This is a genomic window from Enterobacter sp. 01-M-02-SI-ECC (assembly GCF_047530595.1).
Lineage (GTDB): Bacteria > Pseudomonadota > Gammaproteobacteria > Enterobacterales > Enterobacteriaceae > Enterobacter > Enterobacter cloacae_M.
Genome location: NZ_JBLKCZ010000024.1, coordinates 13,399 through 29,467, shown reverse-complemented (window position 1 = coordinate 29,467; position 16,069 = coordinate 13,399). Strand labels below are relative to the sequence as shown.

17 protein-coding genes are annotated in these 16,069 nt (G+C 58.3%); 11 read left to right on the top strand and 6 right to left on the bottom strand.

Going from position 1 to position 16,069, the window contains the following annotated elements; genetic code table 11:
- The first annotated feature begins 86 nt into the window (after positions 1–86).
- Genes nudF through parE form a run of 5 tightly spaced genes read left to right on the top strand, consistent with a single transcriptional unit; the run spans position 87 to position 4,495 of the window.
- The gene (gene nudF, locus ACMWLG_RS21525) at positions 87–719 is read left to right on the top strand and encodes an ADP-ribose diphosphatase (protein ID WP_045404031.1); all 633 of its coding nucleotides are present in this window, start codon (positions 87–89) and stop codon (positions 717–719) included.
- On the top strand, positions 716–1,138 hold the full coding sequence (locus ACMWLG_RS21520) for a DUF1249 family protein (RefSeq protein ID WP_003862516.1): 423 nt from the start codon (positions 716–718) through the stop codon (positions 1,136–1,138). The genes nudF and ACMWLG_RS21520 overlap by 4 nt, the downstream gene beginning before the upstream one ends.
- Positions 1,139–1,165: 27 nt before the next feature.
- On the top strand, positions 1,166–1,993 hold the full coding sequence (gene cpdA, locus ACMWLG_RS21515) for a 3',5'-cyclic-AMP phosphodiesterase (protein WP_023309202.1): 828 nt from the start codon (positions 1,166–1,168) through the stop codon (positions 1,991–1,993).
- Positions 1,993–2,574, top strand: a complete 582-nt coding sequence (yqiA, locus tag ACMWLG_RS21510; protein WP_008502976.1) for an esterase YqiA — start codon at positions 1,993–1,995, stop codon at positions 2,572–2,574. The genes cpdA and yqiA overlap by 1 nt, the downstream gene beginning before the upstream one ends.
- 28 nt (positions 2,575–2,602) lie before the next feature.
- Positions 2,603–4,495 (top strand): DNA topoisomerase IV subunit B, encoded by a 1,893-nt coding sequence (gene parE / locus ACMWLG_RS21505; RefSeq protein WP_029740698.1) that lies wholly within the window; start codon positions 2,603–2,605, stop codon positions 4,493–4,495.
- A gap of 83 nt (positions 4,496–4,578) precedes the next feature.
- Here parE and ACMWLG_RS21500 read toward each other — a convergent pair whose 3' ends face one another.
- Positions 4,579–6,720 (bottom strand): TonB-dependent siderophore receptor, encoded by a 2,142-nt coding sequence (locus ACMWLG_RS21500; protein WP_045404026.1) that lies wholly within the window; start codon positions 6,718–6,720, stop codon positions 4,579–4,581.
- Positions 6,721–7,106: 386 nt separating this feature from the next.
- On the opposite strand from ACMWLG_RS21500, the gene ACMWLG_RS21495 reads away from it, so the two are divergent.
- The 5 genes from ACMWLG_RS21495 to ACMWLG_RS21475 are packed head-to-tail and all read left to right on the top strand — an operon-like array spanning position 7,107 to position 11,780.
- Positions 7,107–7,919, top strand: coding sequence for an ABC transporter ATP-binding protein (locus ACMWLG_RS21495; protein ID WP_045404024.1), 813 nt, complete (start codon positions 7,107–7,109; stop codon positions 7,917–7,919).
- Positions 7,916–8,899: a FecCD family ABC transporter permease gene (locus ACMWLG_RS21490; RefSeq protein WP_045404022.1), complete on the top strand. Its 984-nt coding sequence runs from the start codon at positions 7,916–7,918 to the stop codon at positions 8,897–8,899. Before ACMWLG_RS21495 ends, ACMWLG_RS21490 begins: the two co-directional genes overlap by 4 nt.
- Positions 8,896–9,936, top strand: coding sequence for a FecCD family ABC transporter permease (locus ACMWLG_RS21485; RefSeq protein ID WP_045404020.1), 1,041 nt, complete (start codon positions 8,896–8,898; stop codon positions 9,934–9,936). Before ACMWLG_RS21490 ends, ACMWLG_RS21485 begins: the two co-directional genes overlap by 4 nt.
- 9 nt (positions 9,937–9,945) lie before the next feature.
- Entirely contained in the window at positions 9,946–10,896 is a 951-nt protein-coding gene (locus ACMWLG_RS21480; RefSeq protein ID WP_045404018.1) for an iron-siderophore ABC transporter substrate-binding protein, read from the top strand.
- The gene (locus tag ACMWLG_RS21475) at positions 10,893–11,780 is read left to right on the top strand and encodes a MurR/RpiR family transcriptional regulator (protein WP_045404016.1); all 888 of its coding nucleotides are present in this window, start codon (positions 10,893–10,895) and stop codon (positions 11,778–11,780) included. Before ACMWLG_RS21480 ends, ACMWLG_RS21475 begins: the two co-directional genes overlap by 4 nt.
- 17 nt (positions 11,781–11,797) lie before the next feature.
- Here the strand turns inward: ACMWLG_RS21475 and lysM are convergent, their stop codons facing one another.
- The 5 genes from lysM to qseB form a co-directional block, all read right to left on the bottom strand.
- Complete coding sequence (gene lysM, locus ACMWLG_RS21470; RefSeq protein WP_045404013.1) at positions 11,798–12,238, bottom strand: peptidoglycan-binding protein LysM; 441 nt, start codon at positions 12,236–12,238, stop codon at positions 11,798–11,800.
- Between the two features lie 141 nt (positions 12,239–12,379).
- A complete protein-coding gene (locus tag ACMWLG_RS21465) occupies positions 12,380–12,694 on the bottom strand; it encodes a putative quinol monooxygenase (RefSeq protein WP_023309193.1) in 315 nt (104 codons plus the stop codon).
- A gap of 31 nt (positions 12,695–12,725) precedes the next feature.
- Entirely contained in the window at positions 12,726–13,307 is a 582-nt protein-coding gene (locus ACMWLG_RS21460; RefSeq protein WP_045404011.1) for an NAD(P)H-dependent oxidoreductase, read from the bottom strand.
- A 104-nt stretch (positions 13,308–13,411) separates the two neighbouring features.
- Entirely contained in the window at positions 13,412–14,761 is a 1,350-nt protein-coding gene (gene qseC, locus ACMWLG_RS21455; RefSeq protein ID WP_045404009.1) for a quorum sensing histidine kinase QseC, read from the bottom strand.
- On the bottom strand, positions 14,758–15,417 hold the full coding sequence (qseB, locus tag ACMWLG_RS21450; RefSeq protein WP_045356056.1) for a quorum sensing response regulator transcription factor QseB: 660 nt from the start codon (positions 15,415–15,417) through the stop codon (positions 14,758–14,760). Before qseB ends, qseC begins: the two co-directional genes overlap by 4 nt.
- A gap of 139 nt (positions 15,418–15,556) precedes the next feature.
- Between qseB and ACMWLG_RS21445 the strand changes: the two genes are divergently transcribed.
- Complete coding sequence (locus ACMWLG_RS21445; protein ID WP_023309189.1) at positions 15,557–15,958, top strand: YgiW/YdeI family stress tolerance OB fold protein; 402 nt, start codon at positions 15,557–15,559, stop codon at positions 15,956–15,958.
- The last annotated feature ends 111 nt before the right edge of the window (positions 15,959–16,069 follow it).

Below are 16,069 nucleotides of genomic sequence, written 5' to 3'. Positions count from 1 at the left end.
ACCAATCTACCATATAGCCTTACAAACGGCAGCCAAACAGCCTTGAAATTCACAATTTCATCACCATTGCTACCAGGACTCGACTCATGCAAAAACCAGAAAAGTTGCCCGTGACATTCGCCAAAAACGATGTAGAAATTATTGCACGAGAAACGCTTTATAGCGGTTTTTTTTCAATGGATCTTTACCGTTTCAGGCATCGCCTGTTTAACGGGGAAATGAGCGGCGAAATCAGACGCGAAATTTTTGAGCGCGGGCATGCAGCAGTCTTGCTACCCTTTGACCCAGTGCGTGACGAAGTTGTGCTGGTGGAGCAGATCCGCATCGCCGCTTATGACGTCAGTGAGAGCCCGTGGCTGCTGGAGATGGTGGCCGGGATGATCGAAGAAGGCGAAACGGTTGAAGACGTCGCCCGGCGCGAGGCGCTGGAAGAGGCCGGACTGGTGGTGGGTCGCACCAGGCCGGTGCTGAGCTATCTGGCGAGCCCGGGCGGTACCAGCGAGCGCTTGTCCATTATGGTGGGCGAAGTGGACGCCACGACGGCGGAAGGGATCCACGGTCTGGCAGATGAAAACGAAGATATTCGGGTTCATGTGGTGAGCCGGGAACAGGCTTATCAGTGGGTAGAAGAGGGGAAAATCGACAACGCAGCGTCTGTCATCGCCCTGCAATGGCTACAGCTGCATTATCAGACATTACGAAACGAGTGGAAAAAATGAAGCGCTATACGCCTGACTTCCCAGAAATGATGCGCCTGTGCGAAACCAATTTCGCACAGCTGCGCCGCCTGCTGCCGCGAAACGACGCACCCGGCGAAACGGTAAGCTATCAGGTGAGCAACGCGCAGTATCGGTTAACGATAACAGAATCAACGCGCTACACTACGCTGGTGGAGATTGAGCAAACGGCACCCAGCATTAGCTACTGGAGCCTGCCGTCGATGACGGTGCGCCTCTATCACGACGCGATGGTCGCTGAAGTGTGTTCAAGCCAGCAGATCTTTCGCTTCAAGGCGCGGTATGATTACCCGAATAAAAAGTTGCATCAACGCGACGAAAAGCATCAAATTAACCAGTTTTTAGCCGACTGGCTAAGATATTGTTTAGCACATGGAGCAATGGCGATTCCGGTTTGTTAGCGTCATAAACCTACCTAAGGACACCATTTGGAAAGCCTGTTGAACCTGACTGTTGCTGGTGGGGCGCCAGTCAGGATATTACAAATCACCGATACCCACCTTTTTGCCGAAAAGCATGAGACGCTACTGGGGGTTAACACCTGGGAGAGTTATCAGGCGGTGCTTAGCGCCATTCACGCTGAAAACCGTGCATGCGATCTGATTGTCGCAACGGGCGATCTGGCGCAGGATCAGTCCTCCGCGGCCTACCAGCATTTTGCTGAAGGCATCGCGAGCTTTAGCGTGCCTTGCGTCTGGCTGCCAGGAAACCATGACTTCCAGCCCGCTATGTACAGTTCTCTTCAGGATGCGGGCATTTCGCCGGCGAAATGTGTTTTTGCGGGTGAACAGTGGCAGATCCTGCTGCTGGACAGCCAGGTGTTTGGCGTCCCGCACGGTGAGTTAAGCGAGTTTCAGCTCGACTGGCTTGAGACCAAACTGGCTGCTGAACCTGAACGCCACACGCTGCTGTTGCTGCATCATCATCCTCTGCCGGCGGGCTGCAGCTGGCTCGATCAGCACAGCCTGCGCAACTCCGCAGCGCTGGATCGCGTGCTGGCCAAGTTCCCGCGGGTGAAAAATCTGCTGTGTGGGCATATTCACCAGGAACAGGATCTCGACTGGAACGGACGCCGCATGCTGGCGACGCCATCGACCTGCGTTCAGTTTAAGCCGCACTGCGCCAACTTTACGCTGGATACCATCGCGCCAGGCTGGCGCTGGCTGGAACTGCATGCCGACGGCTCGCTGACCACGGAAGTCTGCCGTTTGACCGGTGCAAAATTCCGCCCGGATACCGCTTCAGAAGGCTATTGATGTCTACGCTCCTTTATCTGCACGGATTCAACAGCTCGCCGCGCTCCGCAAAAGCGACACAGTTTCGCCAGTGGCTGAGCGAGCATCACCCCGACGTTGAGATGATTATCCCGCAGCTGCCGCCTTACCCGGCAGAGGCCGCTGAGATGCTGGAATCTATTGTGCTTGCGCACGGCGGCGAAACCTTCGGTGTGGTCGGTTCATCCCTGGGCGGGTACTACGCTACCTGGCTCTCACAATGCTTCATGCTGCCCGCCGTTGTGGTTAATCCGGCGGTTCGGCCATTTGAGCTGCTGAGGGACTTTCTTGGCGAAAACGAGAACCCCTACACCGGCCAGCAATATGTGCTAGAGTCACGCCATATTTACGATCTCAAAGTTATGCAGGTCGACCCGCTTGAGGCGCCGGATCTCATCTGGCTGCTGCAACAGACGGGTGATGAAGTGCTGGATTACCGCCAGGCAGTGGCGTATTACGCCTCCTGCCGCCAGACTATAGAAGAGGGCGGAAACCATGCTTTCACGGGCTTTGAGAATCATTTCACCCAGATTGTCGATTTTCTTGGACTGCACAGCCACTGACAATCAATGCGAATTGCTAGTTTAAATCATGACGCAAACCTATAACGCTGATGCCATTGAGGTCCTCACCGGGCTTGAGCCGGTTCGCCGCCGCCCGGGGATGTACACCGATACGACGCGCCCAAACCATCTGGGCCAGGAAGTTATTGATAACAGTGTGGACGAAGCGCTGGCGGGCCATGCCAAACGCGTCGACGTTATCCTGCACGCCGATCAGTCGCTGGAAGTCATCGACGACGGGCGCGGCATGCCGGTGGATATCCACCCGGAAGAGGGCGTGCCTGCCGTTGAGCTGATCCTCTGTCGTCTGCACGCGGGCGGTAAGTTCTCCAACAAGAACTACCAGTTCTCCGGTGGTTTGCACGGCGTGGGCATTTCCGTCGTGAACGCCTTGTCCAAACGCGTGGAAGTGAACGTTCGTCGCGACGGTCAGGTCTATAACATCGCGTTTGAAAATGGCGATAAGGTGCAGGATCTGCAGGTTGTCGGCACGTGCGGCAAACGCAATACCGGCACCAGCGTCCACTTCTGGCCTGACGAAAGCTTCTTCGACAGCCCGCGCTTTTCCGTTTCTCGCCTGACGCACCTGCTGAAAGCCAAAGCGGTGCTGTGTCCGGGCGTGGAAATCACCTTTACCGATCATGTTAACAATACCGCACAAACCTGGTGCTACGCCGACGGTCTAAACGACTACCTGTGCGAAGCGGTAAACGGCCTGCCAACGCTGCCGGAAAAACCGTTTGTCGGTAACTTTAGCGGCGATACCGAAGCCGTGGACTGGGCGCTGCTGTGGCTGCCGGAAGGCGGCGAGCTGCTGACGGAAAGCTACGTTAACCTGATCCCGACCATGCTCGGCGGTACGCACGTCAACGGCCTGCGTCAGGGGCTGCTGGACGCGATGCGTGAGTTCTGCGAATACCGCAATATTCTGCCACGCGGCGTGAAGCTGTCGGCGGAAGATATCTGGGATCGCTGCGCCTACGTGCTCTCCGTGAAGATGCAGGATCCGCAGTTTGCCGGCCAGACCAAAGAGCGCCTGTCGTCACGTCAGTGCGCGGCATTCGTCTCCGGCGTGGTGAAAGATGCGTTTACCCTGTGGCTGAACCAGAACGTGCAGGCGGCAGAGATGCTGGCCGAAATGGCGATTTCCAGCGCCCAGCGTCGTCTGCGTGCCGCGAAGAAAGTGGTGCGTAAAAAGCTGACCAGCGGCCCTGCGCTGCCGGGCAAGCTTGCGGACTGTACCGCGCAGGATCTCAACCGTACCGAGCTTTTCCTCGTGGAAGGGGACTCGGCGGGCGGATCGGCCAAGCAGGCGCGCGATCGTGAATATCAGGCGATCATGCCGCTCAAGGGTAAGATCCTGAATACATGGGAGGTCTCTTCTGATGAAGTGCTGGCCTCGCAGGAAGTGCACGATATCTCGGTAGCGATCGGTATCGATCCGGACAGCGACGATCTGAGCCAGCTGCGCTACGGCAAGATCTGTATCCTCGCGGATGCGGACTCCGATGGTCTGCACATCGCCACGCTGCTGTGCGCGCTCTTCGTGAAGCATTTCAAAACGCTGGTGAAAAACGGTCACGTCCACGTGGCGCTGCCGCCGCTGTACCGTATCGACCTTGGCAAAGAGGTTTACTACGCGCTGACGGAAGAAGAGAAAGCGGGCGTGCTGGAACAGCTGAAGCGCAAGAAGGGCAAACCGAACGTGCAGCGATTTAAAGGGCTGGGCGAGATGAACCCGATGCAGCTACGCGAAACGACGCTGGATCCGAACACGCGCCGTCTGGTGCAGCTGACGATCAGCGACGAAGACGAACAGCAAACCAACGCCATGATGGATATGCTCCTTGCCAAGAAACGTTCGGAAGACCGACGCAACTGGCTGCAGGAGAAAGGCGATATGGCGGATATTGAGGCCTGATGCCCTCACCCTAACCCTCTCCCACAGGGAGAGGGAATGGATCGTAGGCCTGGTAAGCGTTAGCGCCACCGGGCTTTTTTACGTCAAAACTCCATCTTCACCGTAAACTGCACTTCGCGTGGATCGCCAATCTGGTTGCCCAGGTTGTTGGTCGCAATGGACGACGTGTAGTAGGTCTTATCAAACAGATTTTTCACGTTCACCTGCAGCGTCACCGGATACTGTAGCTTCATTTTGTACGCCGCAAACGCATCCGCCACGAAATAGCCCGGCAGATAATAATCCGCGCCGTTGGTTGCGGAACGACGGCTTACGCCGTGCCCGCCGCCGCCCAGCGTCAGGGTATTCCCGGCAAACGCATTGTGAATATCGTAGGTCAGGAACAGGGAGCCGGTATGGCGCGGCACGTTTGGCAGCGGTTTGCCCGCATAGTCCGGGTCTTCCAGCACCTTCGCGTCGGTATAGCCGTAGCTGGCGATAATGTTGGTGTTCTCGGTCAGCGAGCCGGCAAGATCCACCTCCACGCCCTGGGAGCGCACGCGGCCCGCGGTTTTGGCGACGGTTTCATCACCAATGCTTTCGGTGTAAAGCACGTTGCGCTTGTGGATATCAAACAGCGCGATATTGGCAGTAATGCCGTCGAACAGGTCAAACTTAGCGCCGATTTCATACGCGTTAGACGTTTCCGGCGGCAGGTCGCCGATGTAGCTCGCAATGGACGACTGCGGCATAAACGTCTGGGAATAGTTGGCAAACAGCGAGACCGCTGGGGTGAGCTTATAAACAAGACCCAGCTTCGGCGTCCACTGGTCGTCGCGGCTGTCGGTGTTCACGTTAAACGGACGGCCTTTCCCCGCATACTGGGTGTAATACTGATAGCGCATTCCGGCGACGACGATCCACTTATCGGTCAGGTACAGCGCGTCCTGCGCGTAGGCGGAGTAGCTCTCCTGCTTGATGGTTTGATCGCTGTCGGATGCCGAGACGGTGGTGCACTTGCCGAGGCTGCCGTAGCTCGGGTTGTAAATATTGAAATCCTTAACGTTCTTACAGCGGATCATGTCCGTACGCAGCAGATCGTAATTCTCATACGACACGCCGGTCAGGATCTCATTGTAAAAGCCCGCGATGTCCACGTTTCCCTGTAGATCCGCGCGCGTCGTGTGCATACGCTGGGTCGAGCCCTGGGTCGCATCCACGCGGCGGGTCAGGTTGCCGGTTTTTGAATCGTAGGCCATCACGCGGGCCTGGTTATCGCTGTATTTATCCTGGCTGTAGCTGTAGTCGAACTTCGCGGTCCACTGGCTGTTGAGGCGATACTCCGCGTTGAGCTGAGCGAGATCGGACTGGCCGTCGGTCACGTTAAACGGTTCGTCGAAGCGGGTTTTACGATCGACGTCGACGGCTTTTTTAGTGTTGAGATCGAAGATCGTTCCGCGATCGAACGGCGTTTTATAGTCGCGATGCGAATAGAGCACGGTCACAGTGGCATCGTCGCCGAACCAGGTCAGCGACGGGGCGATAAAGGTGCTGCGTTCGTTGCCGAAATTACGCCAGTAATCCTCGTCCTGATATTCGCCCGTCAGGCGATACGCCAGACGCGTGCCGTCAATCGGGCCGGTAACATCAACCTGTCCGGTGCCGCCGCCAAAGCTGGACGAGGTAGCGGAAAGTGAGCCGCCGAAGGTCTTCTCCGGGCGTTTGGTGACGACGTTGATCAGGCCGCCGGGGTCGAGAATACCGTATAGGGTCGAGGCCGGGCCTTTCAGCACCTCCACGCGCTCGGTTGCGGCATTAAAGCTGCGCGGCAGCACGGTGCGCAGGCCGTTGGTCATGATCGAGCCGTCGCGGTTCGCGCCAAATCCGCGGCGCACGAAGGCATCCTGCGTACCGCCCAGGGTGTTGGTCTGCACCACGTTGCTGACGTTATAGAGCGCTTCATCCAGCGTGGTGGCATGCTGATCCTCCAGCACTTTGTCGCTGACGGTATTGACCACCTGCGGGATGTCCAGCATCGGCATGTTGGTTAACGTCGCGGTGGAGGTATTCAACGGCTGATAGCCATTCGTGGCCTCCGCCGTCGTATTTGGATCGGCGGTGACGGTAAGCGTTTCGCCGTCTTTAGTCGCGGTGTTATCTGCTGCCTGCACCAGCGGCGCCATGAACAGCAGTGAAAAGAGCGCGCGCCCTTTTACCCCAGAGAGTGAAGGTGTGAACGTAGCCATTACATCTGTTATCCCGAAATATCCCGCGAATGACGTTTCGCGGAAAAATGTGTGAGTCATTGCCCTTTACGGTCTGTCCGTTAGCCACGGCGGGCATCGGACATGTAATTGAGAATCATTCAATCATGCGCGAATGTAGTAGTAAATGGAAAAAAGCAAAAATCGGCTACAACGTTTATCCGGGCGTATAAGCGCAGCGGGATAATTATTAACTTATTGAATTAAATGCTTTTGAAAGTCCTTTCTTGTTCATTCACCCTTAGACTTACCCCTGGTTTTATTAGGGTGTTTCTTCTCTTGACTACTACATGGCGCAGCGTCAAACTTTCAAAAGAGAATGATTTTTATTTATATTTGTTGCGCTTTTTTATTACGTTGGCATTCACGTGGCTCACAACACAAAAAAACCGGGACTGGTTCTGGAGAACCTCTCTGCGGGCTATCAGAAAAAAATCATCGTTGATGATATCTCCCTTTCGATCCCACAGCAGAAAATGACGGTGCTGGTAGGGGCGAACGGCTGCGGAAAATCCACGCTGCTGAGCACCATTGCGCGTTTGCTTCAGCCGCTTGGCGGCGCGGCAGTTCTCGACGGCAAGGCGATCCACGAGCAGCCGACCAAAGCCGTCGCCCGCGAGCTGGGTATCCTGCCGCAGTCTCCGCTGCTGCCGGAAGGGTTAACCGTCTTTGAGCTGGTCTCGCGCGGGCGTTTTCCCTGGCAAAACTTTATGCGCCAGTGGAGCGACGAGGACGAGCTGGCGGTGGAAGAGGCCCTGCGTCTGACCGGAACGGCGGAGTTTGCCCATATGCCGGTGGAAAGCTTATCCGGCGGCCAGCGTCAGCGCTGCTGGATCGCCATGGCGCTGGCGCAGCAAACGCCGTATATCCTGCTTGACGAGCCCACGACGTTTCTCGATCTTCGCTATCAGGTGGAGATCCTGGAACTGCTGCACACCCTGACCCGCCAGCACGGACGTACCGTCGTGGTGGTGCTGCACGATCTCAACTTCGCCGTGAACTACGGCGATTCGCTGGTCTTTTTACGCCAGGGGAAAGTTGAAGGCGTATTGCATGAGGGCGATGCCTGCACGCCGGAGCTGATCAAAGCGGTGTTTGATGTCGACGTGCATATGTCCATAAATCCGTTGACCGGCAAGCCGTTCTTTATGCCGTTTCGCCAGAGCACCGTTCAGCCATGATGCGCTCCTCTCTGGCCTTTCCGATCTTCGCACTGCTGCTAGTGCTGGGCGCGATTATGCACCTGGGCATCGGCGCACGCTTCATCGCCCCGCAGACGGTGGTGGAGGCATTCTTCCATTTCGATCCGCGCAATTTCGACCATAACGTCATTATCAAATTAAGACTGCTGCGCCTCTGCGCCGCGATGGTGACGGGCGCCGCGCTCGGCGTGGCGGGCGTGCTGCTGCAGTCCGTGATCCGCAACCCGCTCGGCGAGCCGCATATTCTGGGGCTCAACGCCGGGGCCGCGCTGGCGGTAGTGATTACCAGCGCGCTTGGGCTGTCGCTGCCGTTTGGTCGCCCGCTCGTTGCCGCCGCCGGTGCCGCCGCGCTGTTTTTACTGGTGCTGATGTTCTCCTCGTCCGGTCGCACCGGGCTTACGCCGATGAAGGTCACGCTGTGCGGCGTGGCGATGTCGGCGTTTGCCTCGTCGATTACCGCCGCGGTGTTAATTCTCGATGAACAGACGCTGCTCGCCATGCGCACCTGGCTGGCAGGGGACCTGGCCGGGATCAACGTGCAGACGCTCCGGAGCGCCCTTTGGGCCGCAGCAGCCGGTTTTGTTCTCGCCATCGGTCTGTCGCCCTCGCTCAACATGCTTGCGCTGGGAGACCGAATGGCGCAGGGGCTTGGCGTGTCGCTGCTGAAAACCCGCCTGCTCGCCCTGCTGGCCATCGCGCTGCTCTGCGGCGCGGCCGTCTCAATTGCCGGGCCGATTGGCTTTATCGGCCTGGTCGTGCCGCAGCTCATTCGCCGTCTGGTGTCGGTCGATTTACGCGTGATGGTGCCGCTGTCAGCCCTGTGCGGCGCGCTGGTTCTGCTGCTGGCGGATATCGCCGCCCGCTCGCTGTTTACGCCCTGGGAGCTGGCAACCGGCATCATGACGGCCCTGGTCGGCGCACCCGTATTCATCTTTATGGCGTCGAGGATGTTCAAATGAACCGGGCCGGATTCCGCGCGATCCGTATTGGCCGTGTATCGGCGCTGGTTCGCCCGCGGGCGCTGGCGTGCCTGACGCTTTTGGCGCTGGTGGCGTTAAGCCTGCTGGGCTTTGGCCTGACGCACGGATCTCTTCCTGTTCCCACCTCCGCCATCGGGCGCGCGCTGTTTTCTCCTGAGAGTCTGACGGCGGAGACGCGCTACATCGTGATGGATATCCGCCTGCCGCGCCTGCTGATGGCGGTGCTGTGCGGCGCGATGCTCGGCATGGCGGGGGCGGCAATGCAGTCCATCACCCGCAATGGTCTGGCCGATCCCGGGCTTATCGGCGTGAAGGAGGGCTGTAGCGCGGCGGTACTGCTGCTGATTTTTCAGTTCCCGGCGCTGGGCCTGGCCTGGCGTCCTCTGGTCGGCATGGCCGGTGGACTGCTTACCGCGCTGCTGGTTATCGCCCTGGCGCGCGATATCTCGCGCCCGCGGTTCATCCTGATCGGCATCGGCGTGTCGTGGGCGTTTGCCGCCGCAATGGGCGTCTTTATCACCACCGCCGACGTGCGGGACGTGCAGACGGCGATGCTGTGGCTGGCGGGAAGCCTGCATGCGGCAAACTGGACGCTGGTGGGGTTAGCCGCGCTCTGGGCTGCCCCCGCGTTTGCGCTGCTGCTTTTTACCGCACGGGCTGCGGACGTGGCGTTGCTCGGCAATCAGGCCGCAGCGGGCCTTGGCGTTCGCATAACCCGGCTGGCGCTGCTGCGGGTTCTCGCCCCGGTGGTGCTGACGGCGGCCTGCGTCTCGTGCGTTGGCAGTATAGGCTTCGTGGGGCTTATTGCCCCGCATATGGCGCGCCTGCTGCTGCGCGGTGGGCAAACCGCGCTCCTGACTGGAAGCGCCGTGCTGGGCGCGCTGCTGGTGCTGCTGGCGGATAACGTCGGACGTCTGGCATTCCTCCCGCTGCAGCTGCCGGCGGGAATTGTGATTTCATTGATTGGCGGACCGTTTTTCCTGCTGCTGCTCTGGCAGCGTCGGGACAGATTTTAGGGGACTAGGATGCGCGTACTGTTTTCGATGCTGTTGCTGGTGGGGTTCGCGGTGGGTGCGGCGGAGCCGACGCAGACGTTTACTGACGATCTGAACCGAAAAGTGGTGGTGCCGGTTCATCCGAAACGGATTGTCTCTTTACACGATCTGGATATCACCATTCCGCTGATTGAGCTTGGCGTGCCGCCGGTGGCAAGCCATGGCCGCACGCGGCCGGACGGCAGCCACTTTCTGCGCTCCAGCGGCATGTTGACCGGCGTCGACTTCGATAATTCCGACATTAAATTTATCGGCACGGCCGATATCGACATTGAAGCCATCGCCGCCGCAAAGCCTGACCTGATCGTTACCGAGCCGACCCGCAACACCCCGGTGGAACAGCTGGCGAAAATTGCCCCGACGGTGAGCATCGATCATCTCGACGGCGGCGCGCCGGAGATCTACCGCAAGCTGGCTCAACTGACGGGAACGCAGGCGCGGCTTAAGGTTCTGGAGCGGCGCTATCAGGAGCAGATTAAGGCGCTGAAGGCGATTATTGATACCCGCAAGGTGACCGTGTCCGTGATTCAGGCGAATCAGGGAAAGATTAACGCCATGCACAGCTACCACTCGCTGGGCCGCGTGCTGCGCGACGCCGGGTTCACCTTCCCGCCGCTGATTGAGAGCATCCCGGAAGGAGGGCGCATCGACGTCAGCGCCGAGCGCCTGCCGGAGCTGGATGCCGATTTCGTCTTCGCCACCTGGCGCGGGGATACGGGCGGAAAACCGCAGGACGAGCTGGCGGCGATGGATGCGGTCATGCCGGGCTGGTGTCAGTTCCTGAATGCCTGCCGAACCGGGCATTACGTACTGATCTCGCGTGAAGAGGCCATCTCGAATTCGTACGCCTCGTTAGGGCTGATGGCCGCGCAGGTGCAGTCGCAGATTGCCGGACGTCCGCAGCCGGAGGCGACACGGTGATCCGCAAAGAGAAAGGGCGCGTGGATGTCTATGGCGACCGCTTTCGCGCGCGCGCGCATCAGCTGACGCCGCGTCTGCTGCAGGTTGCACGCTATATTCATGACAACCGAGAAGCGGTGATGGAACAGACCGCGATGGAGATCGCGACGCTGTTGAAAACCTCAGACGCCACGGTGGTCCGCGCCATTCAGGCGCTGGGTTTCGCCGGGCTGCGCGATCTCAAGCAAACGCTGGAGCAGTGGTTTGGTCCGGTGGTCACCTCCAGCGAAAAGATGTCCACCACGGTGAATACGCTCGCCAGCGACGTCAACGCGAGCATTGATTTCGTGCTGGAGGGGCATCAGCACACCTGCGAAGTGTTATCCGAGCCCCACAACCGCTACGCGATGGCCCAGGCCGTCTCTCTGCTGGCGCAGGCGAGGCAGGTCGCCATATTTGGCATTGGCGCCTCCGGCATTCTGGCCGAGTACACCACCAGGCTGTTCAGCCGAATGGGGTTACCCGCCACGCCGCTTAACCGTACCGGAATAGGGCTTGCCGAGCAGCTGATTGCGCTTCAGCGCGGCGACGTGCTGGTGATGATGGCGCAGAAATCCGCGCACCGGGAGGGGCAAACCACGCTGCGTGAAGCGAAGCGTCTGGGCATTCCAACCATCCTGCTGACCAACGCCCTCGACTCACGCTTCAGCAAGGAGGCCAGCGTGGTGATTCACGTTCCGCGCGGCGGCGAAAAAGGCAAAATTCCGCTCCACGGCACGGTGCTGCTGTGTCTGGAGATGATTATTTTATCCGTGGCCTCCACCGAGCCGCAGCGCACCATCAAGTCGATGAAGCGCATCAACGAGTTACATCGTGGGTTAAAACCGGGGAAGAAAAGCAGCTGATTTCCCCGGCTCGCGGATCACGCCTTAGGAATACGCAGCGTCTGGCCAGGATAGATTTTATCCGGGCTGGAGAGCATCGGGCGGTTAGCCTCAAAAATCTTATTGTACTTGTTGGCATCGCCGTAGACGGTTTTGGAGATAGCGCTCAGGGTATCGCCGGATTTCACCGTATAGTAGGTGGCTTCATCTTTGGCATCGGTCGCGGTGATGTTGTTCTCCACCTCGCTGACGCCCGCGATGTTCCCGACGGCGACCTGGATTTTTTCTTTCTGCTCCTGGGTCAGCCCGTCACCCGTCACGCTGGCTTTGCCGTCGGTAACGTTAACCTGAACCTTATCTGAACCGGGAATATTGAGTTTTTTGAGATGCTCGATGATTTTGTCACTCTGGCCTTTATGATCGGTCAGGTTATCCCATAGCTTTTCGCCTGCTTCTTTCACGAAGTTAAAAAGACCCATTCCATCCTCCTGTTAATCATGAAGTCAGAATAAGCATAGCAGTTGAGTTTTAAGCTGATAAAAAACCCGGTAGCGCTGACGCTCACCGGGCCTGGATCTGTTCGCCCTCTCCCTGTGGGAGAGGGCGGGGTGAGGGGAAACTTAAACCCCTTGCTCCAGAATGCGGATGTGGGTTTCCAGCACGTCACCCTTCACCGCGTCACTCCACGCTTTCATGTGAGGGGTCTGCAGGTGCGCTTCAAGGTGCGCGACGGTTTCCCACTGCTCAACCATGATGATTGAGTCTGGCGCGGTCGCCTGGAAGCTGGCGTCAGTGGCGGCATCCACCATCGGCGCGTAGCCGTGGCAGCCTTCTTCTTTCAGTACGGTCGGGATAATTTTCACGAACTGATCCAGCACCGCCTGACGGTGATGTTGACCTGGACGAGTACGGATTTCTGCGATTACGGTAAGCATGTTTACTACTCCTTTAATTCCAGGCTACCAGTTAAGCAAAAATTTTCGCGAGATGCTTGCGATATTCTGCGATATAGCTCGGGACGTCAGACATTTTAATCACGTCGTTGACGATAAAGGTCGGCAGCGGATCCATGCCCAGGAACTGGTTAGCCTTGTGGAACGGCAGGTACGCGCCGTCGACGCCCACGCCTTCGAAGAACTGATCTTTATCGGTGAAGGCTTCCAGCGGGGCGTTCCAGGTCAGCGAGAGCATATATTTTTTGCCCTGAATCAGGCCGCCCGAGCCGTATTTTTTGGAGGCGTCAGAGCGGGTGCGGCCATCGCTGGCATACAGTGAACCGTGACCTTCGGTGAACACGTCGTCCATGTATTTTTTTACGGTCCACGGCGCGCCCATCCACCAGCCTGGCATCTGCCAGATCACCACGTCAGCCCACAGGAAGTTCTGCACTTCGGCCTTCACGTCATAATTGCTGTCCGCGCGCACGACCTTAACATCATGCCCGGCGTCGCGCAGGAAACCGTCCGCGACCTCGGTCAGGGTGTCATTCAGCTGGCCTTTAGAATGCGCAAATTCTTTTGCACCGTTGATAATCAGGATGTTGCTCATTATTTGTCCTCGATGATGAGAGTTTGGTCAGTATTCTACGCGCGAGGACGGTGCGGTAAAATGAGCAAAATGTGCAAAGTCTTTTGCGTTAAACGCAATAATCCCTACCAGCTGACCTTCACTTCAAAACCGCCTTCAGGCGCATTGCTCAGCGAAACGCGCATCCCGTGCAGGGTGGCGATGCGTTTTACAATGGATAACCCCAGCCCGCTGCCCGTGGCATCCTGACCCGGCGGACGATAAAAGCGCTCGCCGACGCGCGCCAGCGCGTCAGGTGAAATGCCTGGGCCGTTGTCGCGCACGGTAAAGCCACGCGCGTCCAGCGTCACGTCCACCACGCTGCCGCGCGGACTGTAGCGAATCGCGTTATCCAGCAGGTTGCGCACCAGCAGGCTCATGAGGATCTGCTGGCCCGTGCGTGTAACCTCTGGTGCATGGATGTTCAGGCGAAGATCAATGCCCGCCTGCTGCGCCGGATGCCAGATATCCAGCACGGCTGACTGCAGCAAGTCGGCCAGGGGAATCGGTTCGACATCGTCAAGGTTATCCAGCGAGTCCAGGCGCGACAGCGTGAGGAGTTGATCCACCAGCCGGGAGGCGCGGTCGATACCTGCATGTAGCTGCGAAAGGGCTTTGGACTGCGCCTCGGGATCGTCCTGATACAGCTGCGCCACGTCAGTTTGCACCTTCAGGGCCGCCAGCGGGCTGCGTAGCTCGTGGGCGGCATCGGACGTAAAGCGGCGCTCGCGGGTCATCATCTCCTGGGTGCGCGCGAAGAGATGATTCAGCGCGTCGAGCAGGGGGCGCACTTCCGTAGGAAGGCCCTCCGTCGTCAGTTTATCGGTGGCATCCGGCGAGCGGGAGCGCAGGGTCTGCGCCAGCTTTTTCAGCGGCTTCAGCTCCCGACTCAGGAGGACGATCAGCAGCAGCAACATCACGGGCAGCGCCACCAGCCAGGGGGTCAGCTGCGAGCTGACCACGTCCAGCGCCATCTCCTCGCGGTACTCCCACTCCTGGCCGACCACCACGCGGTATTTTCCGTCAGGTGAGGTCAGCCATAAAAAACGCCACTCGTCGTTGTCGCCCTGTAGCTGCCCGTTATCGAACCCGTCGCGGCGATAGTGGTACGGAATATCGCGTCCGTTTTCACCGTCGTTGAGGAGCATTTTGCCGTCGACGGCGTAAATGGCGAAAGCCAGCGCGTCGTCGTCCAGACGACCGTGCTTCACTTTTTTCGGGATCTCGCGTATGCGTTCGGGGGCGCGGATCTCGTCCAGATCCATCGTCAGCAGCCGTTTAGCAAACAGCATCTGCTGGGTATCGAACAGCTTGTCGAGCTTGTGGGTCGTCTGCTGCCAGGCGACCAGGCTGGCGGCAAACCAGGCCGTCAGAGAGAGCAGCAGGAAGAGAAGCGTCAGGCGCAGCTTCAGGCTCAGGCGTTGCGTCAGTTTCATGCGTTACCCAGGGTGTAGCCGATGCCGTGCACGGTGCGGATAAACTCGCTCCCAAGCTTGCGGCGCAAATGATGGACGTGAACCTCGATGGCGTTGCTGGAGACGTCGTCGTCCCAGGTATAGAGTTTTTCCTCGATCAGCTTTCGCGGCAGCACCCGACCGGCGTTACGCATTAACAGCTCCAGCAGCGCGAACTCTTTCGGCTTGAGCGTCAGCGGCTCACCGTCCAGCGTGGCGATGAGACGGGTCGGATCGAGCGTGACCTTCCCGTGACGCAGTTCGCTACGCGCCTGTCCGTGGCTGCGGCGGACCAGCGCTTCGAGGCGGGCACCCACTTCGATCAGCGCGAACGGCTTACAGAGATAATCATCCGCCCCAAGACGCAGCCCTTCGACGCGCTGGTTAAGCGCATCCCGCGCCGTCAGAATTAATACCGGCTCGCTGCGCCCGCTTTCGCGCCACGCGCGCAGAATGTCCAGACCGTCAATTTCCGGCAGCGTCAGATCCAGCACCACGGCATCATAGGGTGCAGAGGAGAGCGCGGCCTGGCCGGTTTTACCGTCGGTAAACCAGTCCACGCTAAAGCCCATTTTGCTTAACCCCGCCTTGATACCGTCGCCGATTAACCTGTCGTCTTCTACCAGTAAAATGCGCATGTTCCCTCCTTGATGTCGTCAGTAAACCCTCTGTAAGCGCCTGCTGTACAGCAATAATAAATAAATTTTTCCCTTAAGAAGTTGTTAAGGATTACCCTGTTAAATGGATTGCGAAACGACATTAAAGGGAGAGATGAAGATGAAAAAATTCGCTGCAATTGCTGCCATCATGATGATGACCACCGCGCCGGTCTTTGCTGCTCAGGGCGGTTTTACTGGCCCATCGGCCACACAGACCCAGACGCAAACTCAGCAGGGCGGTTTTGTCGATAACAACGCCAACCTCACCACCGCGGCAAAAGTGAAAGACCTGAAGGACGATGCCTGGGTGAAGCTGCGCGGGAACATTACCGAGCGCCTGTCCGATGACCGCTACACCTTCCGCGATGAGTCCGGCACGGTCGTAGTTGAGATTGACCACAAGCGCTGGAACGGCGTGACCGTCACTCCGCAGGATAAAGTTGAACTGCAGGGTAAAGTCGATAAAGACTGGAACGAGTTTGAAATCGACGTGAAGCAGGTTATTAAGCTGAACAAATAACCCGAAAAGGGCCGCCTGTGCGGCCCTTTTTCTTTGTGACTCAATTCATCAGATGAGGTAGTATCTGCGGCAATATTGCCTGAAACCCTTCGGTTTCTGAGTTGAGGAATC

Excerpts from the sequence above, each read along its gene's own strand:
- nudF (WP_045404031.1), top strand. The coding sequence starts at position 87 with ATGCAAAAACCAGAAAAGTTGCCCGTGACATTCGCCAAAAACGATGTA.
- ACMWLG_RS21520 (WP_003862516.1), top strand. The coding sequence starts at position 716 with ATGAAGCGCTATACGCCTGACTTCCCAGAAATGATGCGCCTGTGCGAA.
- yqiA (WP_008502976.1), top strand. The coding sequence starts at position 1,993 with ATGTCTACGCTCCTTTATCTGCACGGATTCAACAGCTCGCCGCGCTCC.
- parE (WP_029740698.1), top strand. The coding sequence starts at position 2,603 with ATGACGCAAACCTATAACGCTGATGCCATTGAGGTCCTCACCGGGCTT.
- ACMWLG_RS21500 (WP_045404026.1), bottom strand. The coding sequence starts at position 6,720 with ATGGCTACGTTCACACCTTCACTCTCTGGGGTAAAAGGGCGCGCGCTC.
- ACMWLG_RS21490 (WP_045404022.1), top strand. The coding sequence starts at position 7,916 with ATGATGCGCTCCTCTCTGGCCTTTCCGATCTTCGCACTGCTGCTAGTG.
- ACMWLG_RS21485 (WP_045404020.1), top strand. The coding sequence starts at position 8,896 with ATGAACCGGGCCGGATTCCGCGCGATCCGTATTGGCCGTGTATCGGCG.
- ACMWLG_RS21480 (WP_045404018.1), top strand. The coding sequence starts at position 9,946 with ATGCGCGTACTGTTTTCGATGCTGTTGCTGGTGGGGTTCGCGGTGGGT.
- lysM (WP_045404013.1), bottom strand. The coding sequence starts at position 12,238 with ATGGGTCTTTTTAACTTCGTGAAAGAAGCAGGCGAAAAGCTATGGGAT.
- ACMWLG_RS21465 (WP_023309193.1), bottom strand. The coding sequence starts at position 12,694 with ATGCTTACCGTAATCGCAGAAATCCGTACTCGTCCAGGTCAACATCAC.
- ACMWLG_RS21460 (WP_045404011.1), bottom strand. The coding sequence starts at position 13,307 with ATGAGCAACATCCTGATTATCAACGGTGCAAAAGAATTTGCGCATTCT.
- qseC (WP_045404009.1), bottom strand. The coding sequence starts at position 14,761 with ATGAAACTGACGCAACGCCTGAGCCTGAAGCTGCGCCTGACGCTTCTC.
- qseB (WP_045356056.1), bottom strand. The coding sequence starts at position 15,417 with ATGCGCATTTTACTGGTAGAAGACGACAGGTTAATCGGCGACGGTATC.
- ACMWLG_RS21445 (WP_023309189.1), top strand. The coding sequence starts at position 15,557 with ATGAAAAAATTCGCTGCAATTGCTGCCATCATGATGATGACCACCGCG.